Source organism: Serratia sp. LSHTC3 (assembly GCF_057197125.1).
This window is the reverse complement of sequence record NZ_JBXUNP010000002.1, coordinates 793,812-819,812: the sequence shown is the minus strand read 5'-3', so window position 1 is coordinate 819,812 and position 26,001 is coordinate 793,812. Positions and strand designations below refer to the sequence as shown.

General features: G+C 59.3%; 30 protein-coding genes. 12 read left to right on the top strand and 18 right to left on the bottom strand.

Annotated features, from left to right (window positions below):
* Positions 1 to 16 precede the first annotated feature (16 nt).
* The gene (locus AC2CGI_RS11215; RefSeq protein WP_004941289.1) at positions 17 to 1,387 is read right to left on the bottom strand and encodes an APC family permease; all 1,371 of its coding nucleotides are present in this window, start codon (positions 1,385 to 1,387) and stop codon (positions 17 to 19) included.
* Between the two features lie 308 nt (positions 1,388 to 1,695).
* On the bottom strand, positions 1,696 to 3,114 hold the full coding sequence (locus tag AC2CGI_RS11210) for a glutamine synthetase family protein (protein WP_015377637.1): 1,419 nt from the start codon (positions 3,112 to 3,114) through the stop codon (positions 1,696 to 1,698).
* Positions 3,115 to 3,333: 219 nt separating this feature from the next.
* Here AC2CGI_RS11210 and puuD point away from each other — a divergent pair, with 219 nt between their 5' ends.
* The 4 genes from puuD to AC2CGI_RS11190 are packed head-to-tail and all read left to right on the top strand — an operon-like array spanning position 3,334 to position 7,453.
* Positions 3,334 to 4,095, top strand: coding sequence for a gamma-glutamyl-gamma-aminobutyrate hydrolase (puuD, locus tag AC2CGI_RS11205; protein WP_004941285.1), 762 nt, complete (start codon positions 3,334 to 3,336; stop codon positions 4,093 to 4,095).
* Entirely contained in the window at positions 4,092 to 4,649 is a 558-nt protein-coding gene (puuR, locus tag AC2CGI_RS11200) for an HTH-type transcriptional regulator PuuR (RefSeq protein WP_015377636.1), read from the top strand. The genes puuD and puuR overlap by 4 nt, the downstream gene beginning before the upstream one ends.
* Before the next feature lie 15 nt (positions 4,650 to 4,664).
* On the top strand, positions 4,665 to 6,161 hold the full coding sequence (puuC, locus tag AC2CGI_RS11195; RefSeq protein WP_076740304.1) for an aldehyde dehydrogenase PuuC: 1,497 nt from the start codon (positions 4,665 to 4,667) through the stop codon (positions 6,159 to 6,161).
* An 11-nt stretch (positions 6,162 to 6,172) separates the two neighbouring features.
* Positions 6,173 to 7,453, top strand: a complete 1,281-nt coding sequence (locus tag AC2CGI_RS11190) for an NAD(P)/FAD-dependent oxidoreductase (protein ID WP_004941279.1) — start codon at positions 6,173 to 6,175, stop codon at positions 7,451 to 7,453.
* Between the two features lie 43 nt (positions 7,454 to 7,496).
* Here AC2CGI_RS11190 and budC read toward each other — a convergent pair whose 3' ends face one another.
* Together budC and AC2CGI_RS11180 are read right to left on the bottom strand one after the other, a co-directional pair.
* The gene (gene budC / locus AC2CGI_RS11185; protein ID WP_015377633.1) at positions 7,497 to 8,252 is read right to left on the bottom strand and encodes a meso-2,3-butanediol dehydrogenase; all 756 of its coding nucleotides are present in this window, start codon (positions 8,250 to 8,252) and stop codon (positions 7,497 to 7,499) included.
* Positions 8,253 to 8,568: 316 nt separating this feature from the next.
* The gene (locus tag AC2CGI_RS11180) at positions 8,569 to 8,997 is read right to left on the bottom strand and encodes a universal stress protein (protein WP_033633267.1); all 429 of its coding nucleotides are present in this window, start codon (positions 8,995 to 8,997) and stop codon (positions 8,569 to 8,571) included.
* A gap of 279 nt (positions 8,998 to 9,276) precedes the next feature.
* On the opposite strand from AC2CGI_RS11180, the gene AC2CGI_RS11175 reads away from it, so the two are divergent.
* Positions 9,277 to 9,894, top strand: coding sequence for a LysE family translocator (locus AC2CGI_RS11175; RefSeq protein ID WP_015377631.1), 618 nt, complete (start codon positions 9,277 to 9,279; stop codon positions 9,892 to 9,894).
* Here AC2CGI_RS11175 and AC2CGI_RS11170 read toward each other — a convergent pair.
* The 3 genes from AC2CGI_RS11170 to AC2CGI_RS11160 form a co-directional block, all read right to left on the bottom strand.
* Positions 9,884 to 10,528 carry a Qnr family pentapeptide repeat protein gene (locus AC2CGI_RS11170; RefSeq protein ID WP_076740305.1) on the bottom strand — a complete coding sequence of 215 codons (645 nt, stop codon included), beginning with the start codon at positions 10,526 to 10,528 and terminating at the stop codon, positions 9,884 to 9,886. The two genes, AC2CGI_RS11175 and AC2CGI_RS11170, sit on opposite strands and share 11 nt — an antisense overlap.
* A 26-nt stretch (positions 10,529 to 10,554) precedes the next feature.
* Complete coding sequence (locus AC2CGI_RS11165; protein WP_242517246.1) at positions 10,555 to 11,682, bottom strand: SMP-30/gluconolactonase/LRE family protein; 1,128 nt, start codon at positions 11,680 to 11,682, stop codon at positions 10,555 to 10,557.
* Between the two features lie 147 nt (positions 11,683 to 11,829).
* Positions 11,830 to 12,039, bottom strand: coding sequence for a hypothetical protein (locus AC2CGI_RS11160; RefSeq protein WP_004941260.1), 210 nt, complete (start codon positions 12,037 to 12,039; stop codon positions 11,830 to 11,832).
* A gap of 141 nt (positions 12,040 to 12,180) precedes the next feature.
* Between AC2CGI_RS11160 and AC2CGI_RS11155 the strand changes: the two genes are divergently transcribed.
* Positions 12,181 to 12,531, top strand: coding sequence for a GFA family protein (locus AC2CGI_RS11155; RefSeq protein WP_044031402.1), 351 nt, complete (start codon positions 12,181 to 12,183; stop codon positions 12,529 to 12,531).
* A gap of 13 nt (positions 12,532 to 12,544) precedes the next feature.
* On the opposite strand, the gene AC2CGI_RS11150 is transcribed toward AC2CGI_RS11155, so the two are convergent.
* From AC2CGI_RS11150 to AC2CGI_RS11130, 5 genes are all read right to left on the bottom strand, one after another.
* Positions 12,545 to 13,717 (bottom strand): Gfo/Idh/MocA family protein, encoded by a 1,173-nt coding sequence (locus tag AC2CGI_RS11150; protein ID WP_004941253.1) that lies wholly within the window; start codon positions 13,715 to 13,717, stop codon positions 12,545 to 12,547.
* Positions 13,718 to 13,731: 14 nt separating this feature from the next.
* On the bottom strand, positions 13,732 to 14,655 hold the full coding sequence (locus AC2CGI_RS11145) for a TIM barrel protein (protein WP_076740306.1): 924 nt from the start codon (positions 14,653 to 14,655) through the stop codon (positions 13,732 to 13,734).
* 180 nt (positions 14,656 to 14,835) lie between these two features.
* Complete coding sequence (locus AC2CGI_RS11140; RefSeq protein WP_076740307.1) at positions 14,836 to 15,867, bottom strand: LacI family DNA-binding transcriptional regulator; 1,032 nt, start codon at positions 15,865 to 15,867, stop codon at positions 14,836 to 14,838.
* Positions 15,868 to 15,939: 72 nt separating this feature from the next.
* Positions 15,940 to 16,356 carry a DUF2000 domain-containing protein gene (locus AC2CGI_RS11135; protein ID WP_004941246.1) on the bottom strand — a complete coding sequence of 139 codons (417 nt, stop codon included), beginning with the start codon at positions 16,354 to 16,356 and terminating at the stop codon, positions 15,940 to 15,942.
* Between the two features lie 98 nt (positions 16,357 to 16,454).
* Complete coding sequence (locus AC2CGI_RS11130) at positions 16,455 to 16,913, bottom strand: hypothetical protein (protein WP_015377624.1); 459 nt, start codon at positions 16,911 to 16,913, stop codon at positions 16,455 to 16,457.
* A gap of 228 nt (positions 16,914 to 17,141) precedes the next feature.
* On the opposite strand from AC2CGI_RS11130, the gene AC2CGI_RS11125 reads away from it, so the two are divergent.
* Positions 17,142 to 18,350: an MFS transporter gene (locus AC2CGI_RS11125; protein WP_076740308.1), complete on the top strand. Its 1,209-nt coding sequence runs from the start codon at positions 17,142 to 17,144 to the stop codon at positions 18,348 to 18,350.
* On the opposite strand, the gene AC2CGI_RS11120 is transcribed toward AC2CGI_RS11125, so the two are convergent.
* Positions 18,325 to 19,227, bottom strand: coding sequence for a LysR family transcriptional regulator (locus tag AC2CGI_RS11120; protein ID WP_015377622.1), 903 nt, complete (start codon positions 19,225 to 19,227; stop codon positions 18,325 to 18,327). The two genes, AC2CGI_RS11125 and AC2CGI_RS11120, sit on opposite strands and share 26 nt — an antisense overlap.
* 122 nt (positions 19,228 to 19,349) lie before the next feature.
* Here AC2CGI_RS11120 and AC2CGI_RS11115 point away from each other — a divergent pair, with 122 nt between their 5' ends.
* Positions 19,350 to 20,090 carry an SDR family NAD(P)-dependent oxidoreductase gene (locus AC2CGI_RS11115; protein WP_015377621.1) on the top strand — a complete coding sequence of 247 codons (741 nt, stop codon included), beginning with the start codon at positions 19,350 to 19,352 and terminating at the stop codon, positions 20,088 to 20,090.
* A gap of 17 nt (positions 20,091 to 20,107) precedes the next feature.
* Positions 20,108 to 20,317: a tautomerase family protein gene (locus tag AC2CGI_RS11110; RefSeq protein WP_015377620.1), complete on the top strand. Its 210-nt coding sequence runs from the start codon at positions 20,108 to 20,110 to the stop codon at positions 20,315 to 20,317.
* A gap of 85 nt (positions 20,318 to 20,402) precedes the next feature.
* Here AC2CGI_RS11110 and AC2CGI_RS11105 read toward each other — a convergent pair whose 3' ends face one another.
* Positions 20,403 to 20,540, bottom strand: a complete 138-nt coding sequence (locus tag AC2CGI_RS11105) for a hypothetical protein (RefSeq protein WP_004941229.1) — start codon at positions 20,538 to 20,540, stop codon at positions 20,403 to 20,405.
* A 294-nt stretch (positions 20,541 to 20,834) separates the two neighbouring features.
* Between AC2CGI_RS11105 and AC2CGI_RS11100 the strand changes: the two genes are divergently transcribed.
* Positions 20,835 to 21,950: an AI-2E family transporter gene (locus tag AC2CGI_RS11100; RefSeq protein WP_015377619.1), complete on the top strand. Its 1,116-nt coding sequence runs from the start codon at positions 20,835 to 20,837 to the stop codon at positions 21,948 to 21,950.
* Positions 21,951 to 22,043: 93 nt separating this feature from the next.
* On the top strand, positions 22,044 to 22,256 hold the full coding sequence (locus tag AC2CGI_RS11095; RefSeq protein ID WP_075684882.1) for a hypothetical protein: 213 nt from the start codon (positions 22,044 to 22,046) through the stop codon (positions 22,254 to 22,256).
* Here AC2CGI_RS11095 and AC2CGI_RS11090 read toward each other — a convergent pair.
* On the bottom strand, positions 22,253 to 22,672 hold the full coding sequence (locus AC2CGI_RS11090; RefSeq protein ID WP_015377617.1) for a GNAT family N-acetyltransferase: 420 nt from the start codon (positions 22,670 to 22,672) through the stop codon (positions 22,253 to 22,255). The genes AC2CGI_RS11095 and AC2CGI_RS11090 overlap by 4 nt on opposite strands.
* A 146-nt stretch (positions 22,673 to 22,818) precedes the next feature.
* Here AC2CGI_RS11090 and AC2CGI_RS11085 point away from each other — a divergent pair, with 146 nt between their 5' ends.
* Positions 22,819 to 23,109, top strand: a complete 291-nt coding sequence (locus tag AC2CGI_RS11085) for a hypothetical protein (RefSeq protein ID WP_015377616.1) — start codon at positions 22,819 to 22,821, stop codon at positions 23,107 to 23,109.
* A gap of 30 nt (positions 23,110 to 23,139) precedes the next feature.
* On the opposite strand, the gene AC2CGI_RS11080 is transcribed toward AC2CGI_RS11085, so the two are convergent.
* The 3 genes from AC2CGI_RS11080 to AC2CGI_RS11070 all read right to left on the bottom strand — a co-directional run bounded on the left by AC2CGI_RS11080 (position 23,140) and on the right by AC2CGI_RS11070 (position 25,502).
* Positions 23,140 to 24,042, bottom strand: coding sequence for an HNH endonuclease (locus AC2CGI_RS11080; protein ID WP_015377615.1), 903 nt, complete (start codon positions 24,040 to 24,042; stop codon positions 23,140 to 23,142).
* Between the two features lie 148 nt (positions 24,043 to 24,190).
* On the bottom strand, positions 24,191 to 24,688 hold the full coding sequence (gene tolA, locus AC2CGI_RS11075; RefSeq protein ID WP_230857984.1) for a cell envelope integrity protein TolA: 498 nt from the start codon (positions 24,686 to 24,688) through the stop codon (positions 24,191 to 24,193).
* Between the two features lie 214 nt (positions 24,689 to 24,902).
* Entirely contained in the window at positions 24,903 to 25,502 is a 600-nt protein-coding gene (locus tag AC2CGI_RS11070) for a hypothetical protein (RefSeq protein ID WP_076740534.1), read from the bottom strand.
* Positions 25,503 to 26,001 lie beyond the last annotated feature (499 nt).

The following is a 26,001-nucleotide window of genomic DNA, read 5'->3' as shown; positions in this document are numbered from 1 at the left end:
ACTCCCGCCTGTGAATTTATTGCTGCGGTTGCCGCTCCAACTGCGGCGGCGGCTGACGAAAACGTCGGGTCAGCCAGGCCAAATAGCCGAAACCCAGCGTCGCCCAGATAAGCCCCATGGTCAGCGAGCTCTTCTCCAGGTTCAGCCACAGCACCCCCACCGTCAACGCCCCCACCAGCGGCAGGAACAGGAAGTTGAAGCGATCCTTCCAGCTTTTGTTGCGCCCTTCGCGAATAAAGAAGTGGCTGATCACCGACAGGTTAACGAAGGTAAAGGCCACCAGCGCGCCAAAGTTGATCAGCGCCGTAGCGGTCACCAGATCGAACGACAGCGCCGACAACGCCACCAGCCCGACCATCAGTACGTTCAGCGCCGGCGTGCGCCATTTGGGGTGGATATAGCCGAAGAATTTCTCCGGGAACACGTTGTCACGCCCCATCACATACAGCAGGCGCGACACGCTGGCGTGCGACGCCAGGCCGGAAGCCAACGTGTTGATAAAGGTCACGCACAGGAAGATCGACTGGAACAGCTTGCCGCCGACGTACAGCGCGATCTCCGGCAGCGCGGCGTCGGGTTGGTGAAAGCGTTGAATGGTCGGGAAAAACAGCTGGATAAAGAACGAAACGCTAATAAAGATCACCCCGCCGTACAGCGCAGTCAGGAAGATGGCGCGCGGAATAACCTTGGCGGCGTCGGGCGTCTCCTCGCACAGCGTGGTGACCGCGTCAAAACCGAGGAACGAGAAGCACAGGATAGTCGCGCCGGTAATGATCGGCAGCAGGTGGGCATTCTCGCTGAGGAACGGCCGCAGGCTCCACACCGTGCCCATCCCCTCGCCGTTGTGCAGGCCGCGCACCACCAGGTAGATAAATACCAGAATGATCGCCACCTGCGCCAGCACGAACAGGGTATTGAAGTTGGCCACCAGATTGACGCTTTTCAGGTTGATGGCGGTGATCAGGATAACGAAGCCCACCACCCACACCCAGGGCGGCACTTCCGGGAACAGCGCGGTCAGATAAATCTTCGCCAGCAGCGTGTTGATCATCGGCAGGAACAGATAATCCAGCAGCGACGACCACCCCACCAGAAAACCGACGTGCGGGTTGATCGCCTTCTGCGCATAGGTGTAGGCAGAGCCGGCGGTAGGAAACTGGCGCACCAGTTTGCCGTAGCTGATGGCGGTGAACAACACGCCGGCCAGCGCCAGCAAATAGGAGGTCGGCACATGGCCGTCGGTGAGGCCGGAGACAATGCCGAAGGTGTCGAACACTGTCATCGGGGTCAGATAGGCCAGGCCCATCATCACCACCTGCCACAGTTTGAGGGATTTGCGCAGCTGCGGTTTGCCCGCCGGGCCGCTGTCGATGGCTTTAATCGTCATGGCAGTTCCCCTTTTGGTCCTCTGCTGTCAACCGTGCAACGTCATTCAGAGAGGCCGCGGGGAAACTGCTGTTCAGGCGGCGGGAAAAACGATTTGGGGTCACTGTCGGGCGGCCGGCGACCGGCCCGTAGGCACTGCGGCACAGGCAGACGCCTGCGCATGGGGATGACTGAGTCATGGTTATTTCCTCGTCGGCGTCCTGTACGCCGTGATAGAAGAAATTCTGTACCGCAGCGCGCAGCCTCACCGGCCACAGGAGAGCCGATGAAATGCGCCGGACGCGCGCGGTAGTCGTTAGGTGAGCGGGATCAGGCGTTTTTCAGCATCCACTCGATTTCGGTTTCGGTGATCAGACGCTCGAACTGCACCAGCTCGTCGGTTTTGCAGGCCAGGTAGACATGGCTGAAGCGTTCGCCCAGCAATGCATTGAGCACCGGCTGATGTTCAAACTCGTACAGCGCGTCGCTCTGGCGGATTGGGAACGGCAGCCCGTCCTGCTCCAGCCCGTTGCCGGTCACCGGCTCAGGCAGCGGCAATGCGGTTTCCAGGCCGTAGACGATGCCGGCCAGAATGGTCGCCATCACCAGATAAGGGTTGGCGTCGGCGCCCGCCACGCGATACTCCACGCGGTGGTTGTCGCGATCGCCGCAGGGAATGCGCAGCGCCACGGTGCGGTTGTTATGCCCCCAGGAAGCCTGGGTCGGCACATACATGCCGGGCTGGAAACGGCGATAGGCGTTGACATTCGGCGCCAGCAGCGCCATCGAGGACGGCATCAGGGCGATCATGCCCGCCAACGCCTGTTTCAGCAGCGCCGAATCTTCGCCGTCGTCGTCGGCGAACACATTGTCGCCTTGCGCATTCAGCATGCTGATGTGCACGTGCATGCCGCTGCCGGCGTGCTCTTCATACGGTTTGGCCATAAAGGTGGCTTGCATGTTGTGGTTCTCGGCCACCATGCGCACCAACCGTTTCAGCGCCAGCGCATGGTCGCAGGCCTGCAGCACATCATCGGTATGGTGCAGGTTGACTTCGAACTGCCCCGGCGACGCCTCCGCCACCGCGCCGTCCGCCGGAATGCCCTGCAAACGGGCCAGCTCGTCGATTTCGCTCAGCACATCAGCGAAATGGTTCAGGTTATCGACGGAGTACACCTGGCTTTGGGTGTTGCGCTCCTGGGTTCCCGGCGCGCAAGGCGGCTGCAGATAGCCCTCCGCATCGCGTTGACGATCGATGAGATAGAACTCCAACTCTACCGCTACCACGGGGGAAAGCCCACGCTGACGCAAACGCTGCCACACTCGGTTCAGCACATTGCGCGGTTCAACGTCAAAGGGAGTGCCATCTTCATCCAGCATGGTGAGCAGCACCTGCGCGATATATTGCGGGTCCGCCGCCGACGGCGTCAGCGTGCCCGGCACCGGCACGCACACGTGATCCGGCTCGCCCAACTCCTGCCCCAGCCCGGCCTCTTCTACGACGTTGCCGAGAATATCCATCGCAAATACCGACGCCGGGAAGTAACAGCCTTTTTCCAGCTTATTCAGACCGCCGACCGGGATGCGTTTACCGCGGAAGCTGCCGTTCAGATCGGTCAACAGGACGTCGACATGTTGGGTTAACGGATAACGTTCCAGGTACTTCTTCACTTCGCGCTGGAACGCGCTACTTCGTCTCTCTTCACTGTGCTGAACAAAGTTTTCCACTTCTACGATGTTGGTCTGCATGGTTCACCCGCCGTTTGTGTTTTGCTGTCGTCGATGTTTATTGACCGTCTTGTTCAATATAATGCCCACAAATGAAACGTAGATGAAACAAATTTGTTTTGCAAGTGTTACTTTTGGTTTGAATATTGCCCAATCGACTGCTAGATTTATAGAATATTGAACGAAATCGGCGGTGGAGAAGCTTATCGTTCATAATTTCGAACGTACCAAGGGGATAGCATGGACAATATATTTAACAGACCAGTCATCGGCGTCGTCATGTGCAGGTATAGGTTAAACGGGCACCTCACACAGACCTTGCAAGAAAAGTACCTGAATGCCGTTATCACCGCCGGCGGCTTGCCGATCGCCCTGCCGCACGCGCTGGCGGAGCCGGAAATGCTGGCGGAACTGTTGCCACGCCTCGACGGCATTTTGCTGCCGGGCAGCCCCAGTAATGTGCAGCCGCACCTTTATGGTGAAAACGGCGATGAGCCTGACGCCGATCCTGGCCGAGACGCGTTGAGCCTGGCGCTGCTCCGCCAGGCGTTCGACAGGCGCATTCCCCTTTTCGCCATTTGCCGCGGCATGCAGGAGATGGTGGTCGCCACCCAAGGCACCCTGCATCGCCGCCTGTACGAACTGCCCGAGCTGCTGGAGCATCGTGAAGATCACGACCTGCCGCTGGAACAGCAATACGCCCCCGCCCATGAAGTCATCGTTCAGGAAGGGGGGCTGCTTTCGCAACTGATACCGGATTGCAACAGATTCTGGGTGAACTCGCTGCACGGCCAGGGCGCCAAAACCCTGGGCGCGAGCGTTCGCATCGAGGCGCACGCCGCCGACGGACTGGTGGAGGCGATCAGCGTGCGCGATCAGCCCTTCGCGCTCGGCGTGCAGTGGCACCCGGAGTGGAACAGTGACGAGTACGCCCTGTCGCGCCTGTTGTTTGATGGTTTCATCACCGCCTGTCGGAACTATCAAAAGGAAAAACGCCCATGAGCGACGTCAGCTTGGCACCGGGAAAACGTCTGTCGCAGATCCGTCAACAATTGGGGTTGTCGCAGCGCCGGGTCGCCGAACTGTCTGGGTTAACCCACAGCGCCATCAGTACTATCGAGCAAGATAAGGTCAGTCCGGCCATCAGCACGCTGCAAAAGCTGCTGACGGTATACGGTCTGTCGCTGTCGGCGTTTTTCGCCGAGCCGGAAAAACCGGCGCAGCCGCAGATCGTGATAGGCAGTGACGATCTGATCGAAATCGGCAGCCAGGGCGTTTCGATGAAGCTGATCCACAACGGCGATCCGAACCGCACGCTGGCAATGATGATCGAGACCTACGAACCGGGCACCACCACCGGCGAGCGCATCAAACACCAAGGGGAAGAGATCGGCACGCTGCTGGAGGGCGAAGTGGTGCTGCAGGTCAACGGCCAGAGCTATCACCTGCTGGCCGGGCAGAGCTACGCCATCAATACCGGCATTCCCCACAGCTTCAGCAACACGTCGGCGCGCATTTGCCGGATTATCAGCGCCCATACGCCGACGACATTCTGATCAACGGAGCCAGGCATGAACTTTCACCATTTGCAGTATTGGCAACAACGGGCGCAGGCCCTGAAGATTGAGCACCAGCTGTTTATCGACGGCCGCTACCAACCGGCCGCCGCGGGGAAGCGTTTCGCCGTGGAAGATCCCGCCGGCCGCCGTGAGCTGGCGCAGGTCGCGCGCGGTGAAGCCGCCGACATCGATCGGGCGGTCAGCGCGGCGCGCGCCGCCTTTGAACGCGGCGACTGGGCGCAGGCCGCGCCGGCGCAACGCAAAGCCACGCTGCTGCGCTTCGCCGATCTGATGGAGCAGCATCACGAAGAGCTGGCGCTGCTGGAAACGCTGGACACCGGCAAACCGATTCGCCACAGCCTGCGCGACGACGTGCCGGGCGCTATCCGCTGCATCCGCTGGTACGCCGAAGCGATCGATAAGGTGTACGGCGAAATCGCCCCCACCGGCCGCGATGCGCTGGCGCTGATCGAACGCGAGCCGATCGGCGTGGTCGGCGCCATCGTGCCCTGGAACTTCCCGCTGCTGCTGGCCTGCTGGAAACTCGGCCCGGCGCTGGCCGCCGGCAACAGCGTGGTGCTCAAACCCTCCGAAAAATCGCCGCTGAGCGCCATCCTGCTCGGCAAACTGGCGCAACAGGCCGGGCTGCCGGACGGCGTGCTGAACGTGGTGCCCGGCTACGGCCACGACGCCGGCAAGGCGCTGGCGCTGCACCGCGACGTCGACGCCCTCACCTTTACCGGCTCTACGCTGGTGGCGAAACAGCTGATGATTTACGCCGGCGAATCGAACATGAAGCGCGTCTGGCTGGAGGCCGGCGGCAAGAGCGCCAACATCGTCTTCGCCGACTGCCCGGATCTGGATCAGGCCGCCCGCAGCGCCGCCGCCGGCATCTTCTACAATCAGGGGCAGGTGTGCATCGCCGGCACTCGCCTTTTGGTCGAAGCGAGCATTGAGCACGCGTTCCTGCAGGCGCTGCGCAAACACGCGGCGGCCTTCGTGCCCGGCGACCCGCTCGATCCCGCCACGGTGATGGGCACGCTGATCGACAGCGGCCACTGCGAGAAAGTGGCCGGCTATATCGATCGGGGGCTGAGCCAAGGCGCCGCGCTGTTCCTCGACGGGCGCGACCATCCGCAGGGCGACCACGCCGGCTATCTGGGGCCGACCATCCTCACCCAGGTGGACAATGTCATGAGCGTGGCGCGCGATGAAATCTTCGGCCCGGTGTTGGCGGTGACCGCCTTCGACGACGAGCAACAGGCGCTGCAGCTGGCCAACGACAGCGACTACGGCCTCGGCGCCGCGGTCTGGACCCGCGATCTGGCGCGCGCGCACCGCATGGCGCGCCAGCTGAAAGCCGGCACGGTGTTCGTCAACAACTACAACGACGGTGACATGACCGTGCCGTTCGGCGGCTATAAGCAGAGCGGCAACGGCCGCGACAAATCGCTGCACGCGCTGGACAAATTCACCGAATTGAAAACCACCTGGATCTCGCTGGAATAAGGGCTTCTCTCATGACTGAACACGTAAAAAGCTACTATGCGGCCACGGCCAACGCTCATCAGCCCTATCCGCAATTGAATGAATCTCTCGAGTGCGACGTCTGCGTGATCGGCGGCGGCTATACCGGCCTCTCCTCCGCGCTGTTCCTGGTGGAAGCCGGTTACGACGTGGTGGTGCTGGAAGCGGCGCGCATCGGTTTCGGCGCCAGCGGCCGCAACGGCGGCCAGTTAGTCAACTCTTACAGCCGCGACATCGATGTGATCGAGGAGCGCTACGGCGCGGAAAGCGCCCGCCTGCTCGGCAGCATGATGTTTGAAGGCGCGGAGATCATTCGCAGCCGCATCAGCCGCTACGCCATCGACTGCGACTACCGCCCCGGCGGCATCTTCGCCGCCCTGAACAACAAGCAGTTCCATGCGCTGATCGAGCAAAAGCGCAACTGGGAGCGCTACGGCAATACCCAGCTCGAGCTGCTCGATGCGGACCGGGTGCGCCAGGAGGTCGCCAGCGATCGCTATGTCGGCGCGCTGCTCGATCACAGCGGCGGCCACATCCATCCGCTCAATCTGGCGCTGGGCGAGGCCGAGGCGATTCGCCTGCAGGGCGGGCGCATCTTCGAGCAATCGGCGGTGACGAACATCCGCCACGGCGAACCGGCGCTCATCAGCACCGCCAACGGCCAGGTGAAGGCGCGCTTCGTCATCGTCGCCGGCAACGCCTACCTGGGCGACAAGCTGGAGCCGCGGCTGGCCAAACGCAGCATGCCGTGCGGCACTCAGGTGGTGACCACCGAACCGTTGGCGCCGGAGATCGCGCAGGCGCTGATCCCGCAGAATTACTGCGTGGAAGACTGTAACTACCTGCTGGATTACTACCGCATCACCGCCGATCATCGCCTGCTGTACGGCGGCGGCGTGGTGTACGGCGCGCGCGATCCGGACGACATCGACAACCTGATCCGGCCAAAGCTGCTGAAGACCTTCCCGCAGCTGAAAGGGGTGCGTATCGACTATCGTTGGACCGGCAACTTCCTGCTGACGCTGTCGCGCATGCCGCAGTTCGGCCGGCTGGAGAATAACGTGTACTACATGCAGGGCTACAGCGGCCACGGCGTGACCTGCACCCATCTGGCGGGCAAGCTGATCGCCGAGCTGATGCGCGGCGACGCCGAACGCTTCGACGCCTTCGCCAAGCTGCCGCACCTGCCGTTCTTCGGCGGACGCAACCTGCAGATCCCGTTCACCGCCATCGGCGCGGCCTACTACACGCTGCGCGACCGCATCGGCGTCTAAAACAGCAGGCCCGGTCATCATGGCCGGGCCTGTGCGTTAACGCTTAGACGATCTTCGGTTGGCCGTCCGAGGCGGTCGCCCCGCCATCGACCGGAATGTTGGCGCCATTGATAAAGCTGGCGTCGTCGCTGGCCAGGAACGCCATCACCGCCGCCACTTCTTCCGGCTCCGCCGCACGCCCCAGCGCGATGCGCTCATTGAACTTGTCGCGGATCTCCTGCGGCCAGCCGTTGGTCATGTTGGTTTTGACCAGGCTCGGGCAGACCGAGTTGATGCGCACGCCGTCACCGCCGTGATCGAGCGCCATGGCGCGCGTCAGATTGACCACCGCGCCTTTCGCCGCGCAGTAATAGGCCGCGCCCCAGTCACCGCCCAGGCCGGACACCGACGCGGTATTGACGATGCAGCCCTTGGTCTTCAGCAGGTGCGGCAAGGCGAATTTGGAGCAGAACACCACGCCGTCGATATCGACCCCGGCGATGCGACGCCAGTCGTCGATGCTGGTTTCCAGCACGCTGCCCGCCACGTGTACGCCGGCGTTGTTCAGCAGGACGTCGATGCGGCCCAGTTTTTCCGCCACCTCGTTCATCATTTTTTCAACCGCGACGTGATCGGACACATCGATATGCACCGCCATCGCCCGGCCCTGCGGCAGCGAAGCGGCGACCTTGTCCACCGCTTCCTTGGCCCAGTCGGCCAGCACCACGATCGCGCCCTCGGCGGAGAAACGCCGCGCCGCCGCTTCCCCCATGCCATTGCCCGCACCGGTGATAACCACGACTTTATTGTCAAAACGCATGAGACCTCCTCCATGTGAACGTATTTATATAAGTCATACAAATCTCATTACCCCGAGGATAAGACGCCTCTTCGCGGAGAGCCAGTCAAAACGTGCGGTTTATTAACCAAAAGGAGGTATGACAGTGATTTCAATGCGCTGGATTAACCTTTATCGGATTTTGGCCAACATATTGATGGAAAAAAATAAAATTCCAGGCAGTCACTATTTTTCGGGCGGATTGTCAGCAAGCGGAATTATTGCAGGTATGCGGTTATCTTCACCCAGAGATAAGCGATGCGAATGGAAAACGGCAGCCGCCCGTCGGCGGCCGCGACTATTTTTTCTCGATGGGAACAACCAGCAGATCAACGTTCAGCTCGTTGATCGCCTGACGCGCCGAAGAGACCAGTCGGCTCCAGACATCATGATGGTGGCCGAAGATCACCAGATCGAACCCTTTTTCCTTCGCCACCCGGTTCAGCTCTTCCGTCAACGCACCGCGGCTGACGATCACCTCTTCCACCGGATACGACGACTGCCCTTTGATCGCATTGAGCATATTCTTCACCCGCTCCGAAAAGGTGCGATCGGTGTAGTTGTAATCGCCCACGCCCAGATCGACGTAATAGCCGGCGCGGTGGATGTCGATATAGATCAGGGAAAGTTTGGCATTGAGCGCGGCGGCCAGTCTGGCGCCCTTGCCCAGCAGGAACTCGGCGTCTTCGCTGAGATCCGTGGCGACAACGATATGCCGGTAAGCCATGATGGCGGCCCTCCTCGTCAGATCCGTAAACAGGATGGCGCTCCTTGCCGCATGTTTCTTATGCATCTTAAGTTTAGTCCAGCGCCGGTTCCCTCGCCTGCCCCCTCGGCAAACGGTCGACGAGCGCCATCGCCTCGGTGCCCCAGGCATTCACCGGAATGTGCCGCATGCGTAACTCTTCCCGGCCGTCATCGGAGCGGCGGCGCGATCGGTCGGGTGGATTCTGTGCGGGATTCGTTATAAAACTAACGGTACTCTTGTTGTAACAGGCAATCTTCCATGATCGATATGTCCGCCGTACTCGCCGTTTTCACCGTGTATATTGTCGGCGTGGTGATCCCCGGCCCCAATTTCGTCGCTGTCGCTCACAAAGCCGTTTCAGCACGCCGGACAGAGGCGTTTGCCTTGGTGGCCGGCATCGTGCTGGTCAATCTGTTCTGGGCGAGCAGCGCCCTTCTTGGCATCGGCGTGGTTTTCGCCCTGTTCCCCTGGCTGGCTATGGCGATTAAAGTCGCCGGCGCCGGCTATTTAATGTGGTTCGGCTATCGGCTTATCGCCCAGGCGGCGCCCTCTTCCGGCACCCCAGCGGCCACCGGAAAAAGCGGTTTTCGCGCCGCCTTTCTACAGGGTATCGCCACCAACATCGCCAACCCCAAATCCATTGCGTTTTACGCCGCCGTCTTCTCATCAGCGGCGCCCAGCCATGTTTCTACACCGACTTTCCTCGCCATGCTGCTGGAAGTCGCGGTGATAGCCAGCTTGTGGTATGGGCTGGTGGCGCTGGTATTGTCGCACGCGCCTGTCGCCGGCGCCTACCGCCGCAGCAAGGCTTGGATCGATCGCGCCTGCGGCACCTTGATCATCGCACTGGGACTGCGGCAGTTACTCAGCCGATGATCGCGATCCCCAGCCGCTCCAGCAGTTGAGCGGCCTGGTGACTGTCCATTTTAACGCCCTGCAGATCGGTGGTGCGTAAATCCAACTCACCCAGTTCCGCGTTGCTCAGATCGCACTGGGTGACATCGGCGGCGCGCCAGTCAAAACCGGAGAATTCGCCGCCGGACAGATCGGAGCCGCTGAAGCTGGCGCCGAGCACCTGCGCCCCGTGCCAGCGGTTTTCCCACAGCTCGCATTTCTCCAGCACCACCTTGGCGAAGTTGGCATAGCTCAGGTTGCTTTTGGTGATATAGGCGCTGCAAAACCAGGTGCGGCTGGTGATCATGTTCATAAAGCTGGCGCCGCGAAAATCGGCGCCCTGCGCGCGGCATTCGCGGATCTCCACCCCCAGCGCGCTGGCATGGCGGAAGTCGGCCATCGACAAATCGCAGCTTCTGAAGCTGGCGTCTTTCAGGATCGCGCGGCTGAAATTGCCGCCCTGTCGGCTGTCGCGATCGTAAAACTGGCAGCCGATAAACTCGGTACCGGTCAGATCGGCGCCCGAAAAATCGCACAGCATAAAACTGCCGTTTTCAATCTTCGCGCCGGTAAAGCGGTTACGGTCAATCTTTTCACCCTTCAACATCAGACTCATCGCAGCGCACCTGTTTATTTATACAGTCAGTGCGCATTTAATCCTATTCCGGCCGGGTTGGCAACCGTCGCCGATCGGCCGCCATCCGCTGCGGCCGGTTCGAACGCCACCTTGACGATACTGAACGTCTTGGTACTTTCCGCCTGAGCGACGTCGGCAAACAGCCGGGGGTAACGGGAGTTGACGACCCACACCTCGCCATCGCGCAGCGCGGCGCCGGTCGGCCCATCCAATCCCGGCGGCGCGGCGACCGCAGCGATACGCGCACTGGCCCAGCCGTCGGTCGAGGAGAGCAGCGTCACGTCACCGGACATGCTCCCCTTTTCACCCGGAAAAGACTGTACGATCACCAATTCATGGGCGTTTTTGAGCCGCAACCCGTCCGGCCCTTTTAAGCGTTGCGGCAACCTGATTGCACTTACCGCAGGCGTGGTATCCAGCGTCACCTTCCACAGCAGCCCGCGGGTGTAGTCCGCCGCAATCAGGTAGCCATCAGGGTGATACACGACGCCATTGAGATAGGGCCGCGTGCCCTGCGCAGCGGCGGGTGCGACGGCCGGCATCAAGCGCGCTGAGCGTACCAGAATCGATACCTGGTGCGTTGCCCGGTCGATCTTGTAAATCTGCGGCTGGAAGCTGTCGGTGACGTAGATATTGCCCTGCGCGTCGAGCGTCAGATCGTTGGCCAGCGTCGGCCCATGGCTTAGCGATGAAAGGTCGTACGTCTGCTGCAGCACGCCGGTATCGAGATTGAACTCCAGCACCTGCGCCACGCGATTGCGCGTGCCGGCGGCAGAGTTGCGGGACACGCCCACGTCTTCGTTGCACACCAGCACCCGGTTGCGCTCGGCGTCCACCAGCATGCCGGAGGTGGTGATAAGCCCCGTGCCGGTGGAAAACCGCCGATAGCGGCCATCCGGGTAGACCAGGCCAAGCTGCCCGCCGCGCAGGGAGGAGATAAGGAACGCACCGGCGCGTGCATTCCAGGCAATGCCCTCAGGGTAGGCGCCGGCGGGGTCCGGTGAAAACTCGATGCGTTGCGTGGCCTGCGCCTGCATAACGCCGCAGAGCAACAGCGCAGCGCCGGCCAACTGGGTGACGCGTCGGCGGCACGGCAATAAGAAAGAAAAGAAGCTGAAGCGGAACATGAGCATGACCCTGATGAGGACTCGGATCGCTAGAGTAGGATCGCGCCGCTCATGGCACCAGCCGGGAAAAAGGCAATGCGCCACTAAAAAAATCGCAGTAATCGGCGCAAAAAAAAACCGCCCGAGACGGGCGGTTGACGTGACGGCGAACCGTTACTTCAGGGCTTCCTGAATGGCGTCGGCCATCGGACCGATGTGCTTCTCCGCCGCCTTCAGCTGGAAGTCCACGCCGTTGCCATCGTTGGTGTCTGACAGCGTGGCCTTGATCAGTTCCAGCGCCGCCTGCACCGCCACCAGCCGTTTGTGCTGTTCGTCCGTGACCGGTTCGGCGCCCATATTGGCCGGATAGTAATGTTCTAACATCGCGATCTCCTTTTGATGACGTTAACCTCTAACCTACCAGAAAACCGTGCATTTACTAAGGAAACCAGACCGGGTGCGGCCGAGTGACGATAAATTGCACTATACTGGGCAAACACCCTCCCCTGTTACAGGATCATCGCCATGTCATTCCAGGGAAGCTGCCACTGCGGCGCCGTCACCTTCTCCGTAGACGCCGAACTGCCGACCGAAGCCCTCAGCTGCAACTGCTCGATCTGCCGCCGCAAAGGCCTGCTGCTGTCTTTCTTTCCCATCAGCGCGTTCACGCTCAGCAGCGGCCAAGACCGGCTCAGCACCTACACCTTCAATCAGCACAAGATCCGCCATCAGTTCTGCCGAGTCTGCGGCGCCCAGCCCTTTGCCTACGGCACCGCGCCGGACGGCGCCGCGATGTGCGCCGTCAATCTGCGCTGCGTGCCTGACGTCGCGCTCGATGCGTTACAGATCCACAGCTACGACGGGGCCAGCGTCTGAGCGAATCGCGCGCTCAGTCGAAGGCGACCCAGCCGGCGTCGGTTTCGGCGGATTGCACGCAGCGCGCCACCCACTTCACGCCCAGCGCGCCGGCCTGCACGTCCGGGTACCAGAAGTCGGCCAGGAAGGCCGCGTCGCGCCGATCGGTGGCGTCCATCGCCAGCGCGAAGCGGCGGTAGAGATTCGACCAGGCTTCAAACAGCCCCTCCGCATGGCCGCCGCCGATGCGATCGTCCGCCAGCGCCGACGCGGCGAGATACGGCATGCCGCGCTCCAGGATCCGCACCGGTTCGCCCTGCACTTCGAAGCGCAGCTGATTGGGTTGTTCATCCCACCACTCCAGGCTGGCCTTTTCACCGACAATGCGCACCTTTTGGCCGTGCATCGAACCGCAGTTGACCGCCGAAGCCCACACGGAGCCGATGGCGCCGTTGTGATACTCCATCAGCACATAGGCGTTGTCCTCCAACGGCGCGCGCGACGGCACAAAGCTTTGTCGGCTGCAGATCAGCCGCCGGATCTTCAGCTGCGGCGCCATGGTTTCCGCCAGGAACAGCGTGTGGGTCGCCAGATCGCCCAGCACATAGCTGGGGCCGACAAAGCGCGGATCGACCCGCCAGCGAGTGCTGGGATTATCCTGCTCCACCGGCGCGGCGTGGAAGCCGTGAGCGAACTGCATATTCACCAGCCGGATTTCACCCAGCCGGCCATCGGCAATCATCTGCCGCGCCTGCAAAATCATCTGGTGCCCGGCATAGCCATAGGTCACGCCGATGACTTTGCGCTGCCGCTCGCACAGCGCCGCCAGCGCCTGCGCCTCTTCGACGCTGAAACACAGCGGCTTCTCGCACACCACGTGCAATCCCGCCTCCAGCGCCGCCCGGCAAATGGCGTAATGGGTGTTGTTCGGCGTGGCGATCGAGACCGCTTCGATGCCGTCCGCCCGCGCGGCTTCGGCGCGGAACATCTCGGCATAATCCGCATAACAGCGCTCCGCCGCCACGCCCAGACTCCGGCCAAAATCACGCCCGCGTTCAGCGTCAATGTCGAACGCGCCGGCCAACAGAGTAAACGCGCCGTCGCGCAAGGCCGCCGAACGGTGGATGTAACCAATCTGGCTGGTGCCGCCGCCGCCGACCATGCCCCAGCGCAACGATCTCGCCAAAGGTTTGCTGCCGTTGATCATCGTGTTTCTCCTGATTAAAAGCCGAGGCCGCGCAAGTAGCGCAAGCTGGCGGTGACGTCCTGCAGGCTGCCCTGCACATTGCGCGGATCGCGCTCCTGCTCGATAGTGATCCAGCCCCGGTATCCGCGCTCGGCCAACAGCGCACGCAGCTGCGGATAATCGATCGCCCCGCTGCCCAACGGGCACATGACGCCCTCGGCGCAGGCGGTGAAGAAATCGACGCCGCGCGCCAGCACCTCGCGGAACACCTGCGGATCGACGTCTTTGAAGTGCAGATAATCGAGGCGATCAAAGTGCTTGCTCAGCCAGGCAGCCGGGTCCAGCCCGGCGTAATACAGATGGCCGGTATCCAGGCACAATCCGGCGGTGTGATGCGGAATGTCCGCCGCCAACCGGTCGATTTCGTCGGCGAACTCGATACAGCCGCCGGCGTGCGGATGCACCACCGGCCGCACGCCGTATTCCCGCCAGGCCAGTTCGCTGATGCGCGTAATGTGCCCGATCATCCTCTGCCACTCCGCCTGCGACAAACGCGGTGCTAAATCTGAACGCCCGGCGAATCTGGCGCGTTGCGGATTGCCGAAATCGATAATTACCAGGAACGGCGGCGCGGCGCGATCGCCCTCGCTCGGCTCCGCCCTGGGCGCCCGCGAGAGGTTGCGGCAAATCCGATGCGTCAGATCCAGCAGGCGCTCAATGTTCGCCTCGCTGACCAGATCGTCAAAAATCGTGCCGGCCACCAGCGACAGACGATGCTGCTCCAGCGCGGCGCACAGCGCCTCGCTCTGCGTCGGCAGATAGCCCCACGGCCCCAGCTCGATGCTGCGGTAGCCGGCCGCCGACGCTTCTTGCAGAACCGTGGTGTAGGGCGGCAAATGGGGGTTGTTCGGATCATCTACGCCCCAACTGCAGGGCGCATTGGCGATAGGCAAAGTCATGGCGACGGCTCCTTTTTTGCAGGGAATGCCGGCAGTATCAAACAAAAATTCCAAAACCATCAATAATGAAAATTTTATTTTTTGATAGAGATCGCGCTATTTTTGATAAAATATTTGATGGTTTTTAATCAAATATAGGCGGCGCCTGGCTGCGCCCAGCAGAATACGGCTCAGCGGCCGTCAGAGGTTTTCTTTGGTGATCACATCGAAGCGATTAATGATGTGGCGTAATCCCGGTTGTTCATCGGCGGCGAGCAACGTCTCGACGATCGTGGCGGCCAATTCGGGAATGCGGTGGCACAGCAGCAGATCCACCGTGCCGTCGAGCAGCGCCATTTCACCGCCCTGCACCGGGCCGTGGCACACCAGCGTGATGTCGCGCTGCCGGCCGCTCTCTCGCAACGCCTGAATAATGCCCTCCACACCGCCGCTCGGCGCGTACAGCGCCGCCAGCTCCGGGTGGCTCGCCAGCAGTTCACGCGTGACCCGGCGCGCCGTTTCCGCGTCCTCATGGCTGCGCACCGGCTCCAGCACGCGCTGGCCGCTCATCTGCTCACGCAGATAAGAGCGGAAACCGATCTCGCAGGCCTCCTGACACGTAAAACGGTTGTCGCCGATGATCACGCCGACGTCGCCCTGCCGCCGGCACAGACGGTCCACCGCCCAACCGGCGGTGCGGCCCGCTTTTTGATTATCCAGACCGATGTAGCCGGCGCGGCTGGGCACCGATAAATCCGACAGCAGCGCGAAGACGTTGATGCCCGCCTGGGCGGCTTCTTCTACGGCATAGTGGATCAGGGGGTGATCCAGCGCCAGCACGCCGATCGCTTCCACCTGGCGGCTCAATTGGCTAATGGCGGCGGCGGTGTCGCCGATGGCATTGAGAGAGTGAAAGATAAACTGCGGCGGCTGACCCGGCTCATGATACGGCGTCGCTTGCGCCATCAGTTCATCAGCCAGTTGCGCATAGAAAGAGTGTTCGCGCCGCAGCAGGATGAACCCCATTCTCAGGCGGCGTTCCGGCCTGCCCAGCACCGCCGACAGGCAGTGGGACTTCTCCAACGCGAACCCCAACTTTTTCGCCGCCTCAATCACCCGGCGCTGGGTGACGGGCCGCACCGACGCGCGTTGGTTGATCACCCGATCGACGGTGGCGATGCCGACCCGCGCCTCTCTGGCGATGGCCGCCATGGTGGTTTTCTTGCCGCTCATGTTCATCTCCATCAACGATTTGATGGGAAAATATCATAGCCGTTGCCGCCCCTGATGTGATGCCGTTCGCGATTAACGGTAGACGGAGAACTTCTTGGTCAGCGGCTTAAGCTGCTCGGTGTCACCGTAGAGCGCCACCGCCACGAAATCCAGCTGCTCGTAAGGGGTATTGGCGGTGTCGGCGATCTGCTGCTCGGCGGAGTGCGACAGCATGGTGGTGGTGAAGAAGTTGGACAGCACGCCCTCCTCCTTGCATTTGAGGATCAGGTTGCTGAGCTGGCTGCTGTTTTTAGCCTGCAGGATCACGATCGGGTAGTGGCTCATATTGGCACTGACGCCGTCGAGGCTGCTCGGATAGTGGTGAAACTCGCGCTGCTCGATCAGATCGGTGATGCCCGCCGTCAGATGGCAGGAGGCGTTAAACAGCGTGGCCGGTTCGTGATTGCGGTTGAGGATGATATAAAACTTTTTCTCGTTGTCGCTGTACATACTCTTCTCCTTGAATAGACAGCCAGTTTTACCCAACCGGCGCACGGTTTCAAGGCGCGATAAGGGGCCGCGTCCGGCCCCGTGATAGCACTGCCGGCTCAGACCGCGCCTTCGCCAGGCCCCAGCGGCTGGGCCACCTGATGCAGCACGGTGATGTTCTGCAAAATAGTGCCGCCGTCGATCGGTTTCATCTGGCCGTCGCGATCTTTATAGTGCGTCGGCTTGGCGCCGTGGAAGAACAGCCCGGCGTTGACCTGCACGCCCAGATACCCCGCGCTGGCCGGCAGGCGCTGCACGTCGGTCCAGGGGTTAGAAACCGGCACATACTGGAAGCCTGCGCTGGTCTTGGCATACAGCGGGCGCAACAGCGTGACAAAGGCCATCATCGGCGACAGCGCCTCTGTAAAGATCTGCACCGGCCGATCGACCGTCATCAAGAAACCCTGCGGCTGCTCCTCAACCGTGTCGAGGCTCAGGCTGCTGCTGATATCATCGCCCCGGCCGCCATAGCTCCATTCAATGGCCGGCGCCCGACTCTCGTTCATCATCTCTGACATACACTGCTCCTTATAAAGTGAATTCAACACGCCTGCTGCGTGCCGGAACAGTAAACCGCTGAACGGGCACCCGCATCCACGCCGGGCGGCACGCTGGCGCACCAAACAACGAGGCGCGCAAAATAAAGCTCGAAATGAATAATTTCCCCACGTGACAGCGCAGCATTTGAACGACTTCTGCCGTAGCGCAGAGGCATAGTGAGGGCGTTACCGCCACTGGAGAGTGTTATGACCGCGATTAAACCGGACGCCATCGACCGCATTTCCCCCGCCGCCACGCCCTGGCTGGCCGTCATCAACGTGCTGTTCGCCGGCATCGCCGCGGCGCTGCACGTGGGCAAGGCCACCATCGCGCTGCCGGCGCTGCAGGCCGAGTTCGGCCGCTCGCTGGAGGCGCTCAGCTGGGTCATTTCGGCCTTTCCCTTCGTCGGAGTGTTCGGCGGCATCGCCGCCGGGCTGCTGGTGCGCCGCTGGGGCGACCGGCGCCTGCTGGCGTTCGGGCTGCTGATCATCAGCGCCGCCAGCTTCGCCGGCGCCACGCTGCACGACTTCAGCGGGCTGATCGTCAGCCGCTTTGTCGAAGGCCTCGGCTTCGTGATCGTGGTGGTTGCCTCGCCGGCGGTGCTGAACCGCATCGTCGCCCCGGCGCAGCGCAACCTGGTGTTCGGCATCTGGAGCACCTTCATGCCGGCGGGCATCGCCATTTCACTGTTTTTCGGCCCGCATCTGGCCGACTGGCAGCAGAGCTGGCAGGCCGGTGCGGCGTTGACGCTGCTGGCCGCCCTGCTGCTGCCGCTGACCACGTCCCGCCGCGTCGCCAAGGCGCACGTTCCGCCGTTGCCGCTGCGACAAGCGCTGGGCGCTATGCTGCGGGCGCGCCAGCCGCTGTTGCTGGCGCTGATGTTCACCGCTTACAACCTGCAGTTTTTCTCGGTAATGACCTTTTTGCCGATCTTTCTGATGCAGCGCATCGGCCTGTCGCTGGCGGCCGCCGGCGGCATCAGCGCGGCGGCGGTGGCGGCCAACATCATCGGCAACCTCGCCGCCGGCGTGCTGCTGTCGCGCGGGCTGCCCGCCAGAACGCTGCTCGCCGCCACCAGCCTGTTGATCGGGGTCTTCGGCGTCGGAATTTTCCTGCCGATGACGCCCAACGGCCTGCTGATCCCGCTGTGTTTCCTGTTCTGCGCCATCGCCGGCATACTGCCCGCCACCATTCTGGCCGCCACGCCGGCGGCGACGCCGGAACCGACGCTGCTGCCGCTGAGCCTCGGGCTGGTGATGCAGGGAAACTACCTCGGCCAGGTGATCGGCCCGGTCGCGCTGAGCGCCATCGTGGCCGCAGCCGGCTGGGCTGCCCCGGCGTGGCTGGTGCTGGCGGCGGCGGTGTCTGGAGCGGTATTGGCGCTGGCGGCTACGCTTGCGTCAGGAAATCGATGAATTTCCGCACCTTCAGCGGGACAAAGCGCGCATAGGGGTAAAGCAGGATGAAGGGACGCGAGGCGCCGGCGTAATCTTTCAATACCTCGACCAGCGCCCCGCTGCTCAACTCTTGTTCGACGGTAAAACGATACACCTGCATCAGTCCGGCGCCGCTTTTCACCAGCGTCAGCGTGGCGAGGTAATCTTCCTGGCAAAGCCAGCGCCCGGCAGTATCCACTTTGCTGTTTTCGCCCTGAACCTTAAACGTCCAGGCGGTTTTTCTGCCGGTGCTGGGCAACGCATACTGAATGCAATCGTGCCGGGCCAGATCCGCCGGCGTGAGCGGCGCAGGGTGGCGTTGCAAATAGCCCGGCGTCGCCACCACGATCAGTTCAGCCTCCTCCAGACGCCGCGCCGCCAGGCCGGAGTCGTTCAGCTCGCTGCCGCGAATGGCGACGTCGAATTTATCTTCGGAGAAATCGATATTCTGATTGCTGACGTGCAGATTCAGCTTGAGATCGGGATAGCGTTGCGCAAACTCGGGCAAACGCGGCAACAGCCTAAAATGCGCGTACAGCGTCGGCGCGCTGATGCTAAGCGTGCCCACCGGTTTGTCCCGTTCGCCGGAAATGCTCGCCTCGGCCTCCATCAGCTGGCTCAGCGCCCGGCGACATTCCAGGTAATAACGCTGGCCGGCATCCGTGACGCGCATCTGGCGTGTGGTGCGGATAAACAGCTTCGCCTGCAATCGCGTCTCCAGACGCGCGACCGAGCGGCTGACCGCCGCAGGGGTTATCCCGGCGGCATTGGCCGCTGCGGTGAAGCTGCCGGTTTCTACCGTCAGGCAAAACAGCTCGATGCTGCCCACCTGAACGTCGTCAAAATGGCGTTGCATGTCTCTCCCTGCTAATTCATTACATAAGGTATAAATTAAAGTTCTTTCCCCCTCATTTTTCAATCATCAGGTATGGATTACCGTTCACGTACGATCAATCCCTATCCTGTCGAGGAGAGAAAATGAGCAAAGTAAAAACGGTCATCGTCACGGGCGCATCGAGCGGCTTGGGCTTCGCCATCGCGCAAGCCTACCTGGCGCGCGGCTATCAGGTTGTCGCAAACGCCCGTTCGCTTGAACGGCTGCAGGCGGCGGCGGACAAACTCGGCCGCCCGGCCAATCTGCTGCTGGCGCCGGGAGACATCGCGCTGCCGGAAACCGCCGAACGGTTGTTCAGCCTGGCGATACAGGCTTTTGGTCAGGTAGATATTCTCATCAATAACGCCGGCATATTTATCGCCAAGCCGATCGCCGACTATACGCCGGAGGAGGTCGACGCGATGGTGGCAACCAATCTGAAAGGCTTCTTCTACCCGGCGCAGGCCGCCGCCCGGCATATGCAGCAACGCGGTGCCGGCCACATCGTCGCCATCACCGCGTCGATCGCCATGCAGCCCAACAGCAAAGTGCCCGCTTTGCTGCCGGTGCTGATTAAAGGCGGCCTTAACCACGCCGTGCGCGAGCTGGCGTTGGAGCTGGCGCCGCACAACGTGATGGTCAACGCCGTGGCGCCCGGCATCATCGCCACGCCGATGCATCAAAATGATGAACAGAGTCTGGCGCAGATGCGGCAACTGGCGCCAACCGGCCGCGTCGGCCAGCCGCAGGACATCGTCGATGCGGTGCTGTATCTGACCGACGCCAATTTCGTTACCGGCGCGGCGCTCGCGGTTGACGGCGGCGCCACCGCCGGCGTCTGGTGAAACCGGGGAGAAACGCCATGCCATACGTCAACATTAAAGTGACCGACGAAGGGGTCAGCGCCGCGCAAAAGCGCATGCTGATCGAGGGAACCACCGCGCTGCTGGAGCAGGTGCTGAATAAGCCACGCCACACCACTTTCGTGGTGATTGACGAGGTAGCCACCGACAACTGGGGCGTCGGCGGAGAGAGCGTCACCGCCCTGCGCGCCAAAGAACGAGGCGAATGACGGGCGATTTATTCTGGGGATCCAGTGTTGTAGGGTACAGCTGCTAGTTATCGTTATCGGGTCTGCGTGGTGAGATCAATCACGCTCAGCGCGAAGGATAAGGCCAGTGATGGTCCAGACCCGATAATGACAAGGCGCCGGTCGCGGCAAGATAAACCAGCACACCGGCGAAAGCGATCAGCAGCACCTTTTCGATAACGGCAAGTCGTTTGTGTTCAGTCATTTGCATACTCCTTCGTGGTATCGGGCGAACGGCCGCCCTCCTAAAAACTAGGAAAGCCTGGCGCAGGCGGCAAGCGCGGCTCACAAAATGAAACACAATCGATAAATTTTGTTAATTATTTAGCCCTCTTTCTTTTCTCACGCCGCCGCCTGTTCACCGTGCGGCGCCGGCCTTGCCCTTAATAACCCTATGGAATACGCCACTAAAAATCCCCTACCGGTTAAGCAAAGGTGATGATAGTGTTGTTTTCATTCAGTTCATCTATGCTGAAAATTCATCTTTTGAGGGACGACTATGATGTCTAAAGGCATTTCCAAGGGATTCTTTATTCTGATCCTGTTCATCGTTACCGCCGCCTTTCTCGACGTGCTGGGGCCTTATTACTCCTCGGTGCTGTGGGCGGTTATTCTGGCGGTGATTTTCCATCCGGTGAAAAAGAAGTTGAAGCAGTACGTCGGCGAACGCAACGGCGTGGTGTCGCTGCTGACGGTGGCGCTGATTTGCCTGATCGTGTTCACGCCGTTGGCGATCATCGCCTCGTCGCTGGCGATGGAATTCAACGTGATCTACACCAAGCTGCAGACCAACAACAGCCAATTGCCGACCATGCTGGCGGACTTTATGCGCCACCTGCCCAGCTGGGCGCAGCGCTTCCTGGCGGAGCATAACCTCAACAGCGCCGCCGAGATCCAAAAGCAGCTTTCCGAGGTGGCGCTCAAGGGCGGGCAATATCTGGCGGGCAGCGTGTTCCTGATCGGCAAGGGCACCTTCAACTTCGTCGTCGGCTTCGGCGTGATGCTCTATCTGCTGTTCTTCCTGCTGAAAGACGGCCCCTATCTGGTGAACCTGGCGCTCGAAGCGCTGCCGCTCTCCCAGCACGTGAAACACCATCTGTTCGTGAAGTTCGCCGCCGTCTCCCGCGCCACCGTCAAGGGCACGGTGGTGGTCGCCGTGGTGCAAGGTGCGCTCGGCGGGCTGGCGTTTTACTTTACCGGCATCGACGGCAGCCTGCTGTGGGGCGCGCTGATGGCGTTCCTGTCGATCATCCCGGCCGTGGGCTCCGCCATCATCTGGGTGCCGGCGGTGATCTACTTCTTCGCCACCGGCATGCTGTGGAAAGCCATTTTCCTGGTAGTGTTCTTCGTGGTGGTGATCGGCCTGGTGGACAACATCCTGCGCCCGCTGCTGGTGGGCAAAGACACCAAAATGCCGGACTACCTGATCCTGATCTCCACCCTGGGTGGCATGGAGATCTACGGCATCAACGGCTTCGTTATCGGCCCCTTGATCGCCGCGCTGTTCATCGCCTGCTGGAACATCCTGTCCGGCCGCGACAGCGAGGAGAATATCGAAGAGATCGACGAAGAATTTATCGAGGAAGGCAAAAACCATCCCGACGCGGTGGAGTAAACCTCCCGCAGCGAATCACGCAGGGGCCCGTTTGGGCCCCTTTTTTTGTCTGTGGTATCCTTGCCAGGCTCACAAGGAAGAACGGGTTTCGTTATGCTTATTTTCTACGCCACGCTGGCCATCGCCTTCACCCTGCTGTGCCTGCTGGCCTTTATCTCTTGCGCTTACCAGCTTTCGAAGCACGGCGACGTCAAATTTTTGGCCTCGCTTTCGGTGCTGCTCTTCGCGCTGCTGGCCTTCTATGCCGCTTATGGCTACGTCAGCACCTGGCTGCAACAGCAGGCGGTCGATGTCCGACTGTATTAGCGCAGCGGGATAAAAAAGACCTGCTCCGGATCGCCGTCATCGAGATTGTCAATCTGGCCGCTGGCGACAAATCCGGCGTTCAGCAGCAGCCGCTGCATCGGCAGGTTGGAACGATTGGTGGAAGTGAACAGCTTCGGGTGTCGGCAATGGGACTTCAATGCCGTAATCAACGCCTGCCCGACGCCCCGGCGGCGATAGCGCTCGCCGACCATCAGCATCTCGATAAAACCGCAGCCGAAGAAGTGATAGTGCAGTACGCCATAGCCCATCACCACGTCCTGTTCCTCGGCAAGATAGCAATCCCCCTGCCCGCACCAGGCCCGGATCTGCGCCGCGCGCTGCGGTTCGTGTTCGGCGACGCTGTCGAGGGCGATCAGGGCTGCGACATCGGTTTCAGTGGCAAGACGAACAAACATGTTTATCCCTTCATTCTGATGGGGGGCGGCGACACCGCTTCAACGAAACGGCAACCGAAGCGGGATAATTTTTACATCCCCGCCGAATTTTGTAATCCTATTATAGAGTTACTAAAACACACGCCAAGGAAGGAAAGCTTTTCCCGATGAGCATACCGCAAATACCCGCCGCCCTGCTGTTTACCCTGCTGCTGGCGGGCTGCCAGTTCCACAAAACCGTGTTCCCGCCGCCGTATATCGGCACCCCGCAAGAGATCAGCACCTACGAAGTGAAAGGCCTGACGTTTGTCACCACCGTCACCTTCAGCGGCCTGTTCGCCGAAGATCTGGTGCGCGAATACGCACAGAAACATCACTATCGCTACTATGTGGTCACGATGCGCAGCAACGGTTTTAAAGACCGAAGCGAGCGCGTGAGCGCGATGATGTATCGGTAAGAGCCCCGGTCCTGATTTGGCAAACCTGCATCAGGGCTCTACTTCAAAACCCCATCTCGCTCGATGCCGCCGCAGGTAAGCTCTGTTCTTTTCAGACAACCCGCTAATGTTCGCATCCAGCGGGATCTTTAACTCATCTAACAAGCTGCTCTTCGTCTGCGGATACAGCAAACGTCCGTCATCGGCAAAACTGATCGTGCCGCGATCGAACAGCTTGTCCAGATTGGGGATTAACGGCAGACCATTGTGCGGATCCACTTTCTCTTCTGGGGTCGCAATCGACCAGGCAACGATGTGAGAGGCAATGAGAATGGACGGCTCAGCAATCCCCGTGACCGCACACCGATTTCCCCACCGCTTAAACATTTTATCGCGATAGGGACCATGCCCAATCCGCGCCTGAATCACCCTTTCTTGCTCACCACCGACCTCTCTGGTGATTTCGACGGTATCCGCATGGAGGTTGATAGAGAGATTTTCCGAGATAAAACCGGCGATCAACGCGGCTGCCGGCGCGGGGATCTCGCACATATAGTTTTCGGTGCATCCGCCTTTCTTATTAAAAACGCGCGGAAGGCAAGCCTGGTTGTGCATGCGTATGAACGCCTGATTAAAAAGGGAAACATCAATAGGTAGTTCAAGACGCGTCAGTTCCAAATCGACTTGGGTACCCGCAATATGCGGCGGTCCCGCGACCCGATGCTCAGGCCGCGGTGCAGAGTAAGCATCGCGTACCGCTGTCGCCACGCCGATAATCTTCCTACCCTTGTGGCAAAAAATCAGGTCACCCTCTTTGACTTTTTTGACCGTTTCCCACCCGGCAGGTTTAAACATGTTCCCAGTCTTATTTATTCCATATTGCGGCGCCCACAAGAATTCGCCCTTCAAAACTTCCGCGACGCTGCCACCGATGTTGACCCAGAAAAAACGCATGGCCACTCTTTTATAATCAGGAGTTTTAAGGGTTATCGTCACCATTCATCAAAGGCTTTAGTGATTTTCACCCATTAACGCAGGGTGACGGCAATAAAAAATCCCGGCCTTGACCGGGATAGCGTTGCACGGAAACAGCATTGTTTATTCACTGCGGGCGAAATTCCAACGTGCTGTTTTTGACCGCTTCGTAAACCGCGGCCGTTGGCGGCTTAGGCAGACGCGCATTGGCGATTGCTTTGATCGCGGCCTGGCAAAGTTCCGGTTCCCCTTGTTCAGCCTGAATGCTGATCAGCATACCGTCCGGCGCCAGCTTGATGCTCAATGTGCAACGCTTGCCTGAGTAGGCTTCGGCATCTTTCAAATGGCTTTGAATCGCGGCCTGCAACTGGGCGATATAGTGTTCTTTCTCTTTTCCCGGTGCCGGCGTCTTTGGGTCGCCAAGGTTGGTGAAAAGATCGTCAACCTCTTTATTTACCGGATCGGTTTGGCTGGGGGCCGTGCTCTTGGCACACCCCGTTAATGCCAGCGCGGTCATCGCCGCCAATACTGTAGCAACGCCGGTTTTATAGCCTGAATGCGTTATTTTCATATCCCTGTCCTTATGGATGTTGTCAGTTGAAAAACAATAACAATAGCAGCTCAATATTCACAATCGAAAAGTGATGTAAGACTCATAAAAAGCAGCCGTCAGCGTAGAAGACGAGAGTTTCGATGAAACAGCCCTCTCCCTTAAGGTTAAACGCATATTTTCTTCACATGTCAAATACACTCTCAATTTAAAAAAATGAAAAAAATGTATATAGCGATAAGACACATCAATCCCCATTAACAATCAATATACTGAAATTATTAATAATTTACACTTTTTCTTTGTTGCGCTTTCGTTTTCGGTCATTAAGAAAAACAATCACATCATGATAATATGCAACAAAAGCCAATATAAATACAGACACGACTATCAAAGCCAGGTAATTACTCTCCCTAAGCCCTTGGATTATTTCTCCAATTGATAGATAACCATGAAGGAAACTGAAGAAAATAAGCATAAATGAAATCAAATTCAGCGCAGATGCTTTGATACAATAACGCTCAAGCTCGCTGGCGATATTGTTCAGACTGGTTAACTTTTTGTCCATATCTTTATCTTCGGATATAAATAAGTCGTCTATTATTGCATTCGCATTTTTTAATTCAGCATTAGACGCATGGAATCCATGGAACACGGCACCAACCAATGTAATAAATATCACGATCCCCCATGAAGAAAACACATCCCAGTCAAAGTCAACATGAATACTGGCGTTTAAGTCACCCTTATTGAATGAAAGATCAACAATTTTAAAAACGAATACACATAACGCCATCCAAATAGTCATTATTGCAATTGATAATTGTACTGTTTTTCTGCCTCTATCCAGAGCAGTATTATATCTGTAAAGTATCAAACTAAAATTCATTATGCACCTCTTGATCGTCATTAAAAATTTATGTTAAAGGCAACTATTATCTATAACACTAAACCATCAAATTATTCCAAACAAAACAGTTCAATTAGGTATTATTAGAAAATGTAAAAACATGGTGGGTTAAGTTCCTACATAATCATCTATACCTATATCAAAAAAAAGCCATAGAAACCATATCGGCAAGCCATAACCCATAGAAGATCGATAGTCTATTTTGACCTAAAAATAGATTCCTCAATACTAATAAAAATCATAAAAACGTTAAAATAATACAACCGAAAAATGCCTATATTCAGGTACATTATTTTTCCGAATCATTAACAAGTCACCTTACGGAATTATGTCAATGATTATTACATATGCATCAAGACGAACACGCTGAGATTTGTCTTCCATTAAAACACCGAACGTATTAAATATGCCTAAAGGTAGCACCACGAAGCTCTGAACATTTCAGCAAATTAGCACCTTCTATGCCTCTAACGTCCAG